Source organism: Photobacterium chitinilyticum, from assembly GCF_004104355.1.
GTDB classification, from domain to species: Bacteria; Pseudomonadota; Gammaproteobacteria; order Enterobacterales; family Vibrionaceae; genus Photobacterium; species Photobacterium chitinilyticum.
This window is the reverse complement of the sequence record NZ_RJLM01000094.1, coordinates 1-887: the sequence shown is the minus strand read 5'-3', so window position 1 is coordinate 887 and position 887 is coordinate 1. Positions and strand designations below refer to the sequence as shown.

Here is an 887-nt window from a genome sequence, read left to right as displayed (position 1 = left end):
GGTCAGGGTCAATTATACAATTCGTGCGTATTACACACACCATCGGTACAAACCGTAGACCGAACCATAGAGACAAGATCAAGTGACCAACGTAGCGTACGATAGGTGCGATTCTTCCCGAGCGCGTATAATGTCATTAAGCCACGACTCGAGCACAACCCACCGCAGCATCTCGATCAAGTCATCTAGACCGGACTAGGCTGTGGCCGGACTATTAGGACGGAGCCTTCGACCAGCAACCCGCGTTGATATGCGGGTATACACGCCGGCAGGCACTCGCCCAATCCACGACTCAATGTGCGCCGTGATAGATGAAAAGCCGACCCTCGGACAGGCGTGGCCACAGGATATCCCGTAGCCGCAATATGCGTTCAAGATGTCGATGTTCAAAGCAGTATRCAGTTCACATTAATTCACACAGTTGGCTGCACTCTTCATCGACACACGAGCCGAGTGATCCACCGCTCAAAGTTGTACGCCAATAATCCCATACATTGGTTTCCCAAATGCATAGAACTAATGGTTAACGCTGCAGCCTAGGATATTTACCGCTAAGCCAGCGTACATGCAGTCCAGCACGAAGCCAGGTGCATGCCAGGCAGCAAACCCGTGAATGGCAAGCCAAACCGGATCGCTTCAACAGTGACGCTGCAGCCTAGGATATTTACCGCTAAGCCAGCGTACATGCAGTCCAGCACGAAGCCAGGTGCATGCCAGGCAGCAAACCCGTGAATGGCAAGCCAAACCGGATCGCTTCAACAGTGTAAAAGTTTGAAATAGGAACAATAACGGGGCGGATTTGCATGCGTATAGCATACAATTCTCTTTGAACCTAGCACACAACAATAGCGTCATGCACTGTCCCATCGCCCTTGGCAGATCAGGCA

1 protein-coding gene is annotated in these 887 nt (G+C 51.5%); it reads left to right on the top strand.

The window, feature by feature from the left end; translation table 11 throughout:
• Positions 1-202 precede the first annotated feature (202 nt).
• Positions 203-358, top strand: coding sequence for a hypothetical protein (locus EDI28_RS28155; protein ID WP_164918638.1), 156 nt, complete (start codon positions 203-205; stop codon positions 356-358).
• Positions 359-887 lie beyond the last annotated feature (529 nt).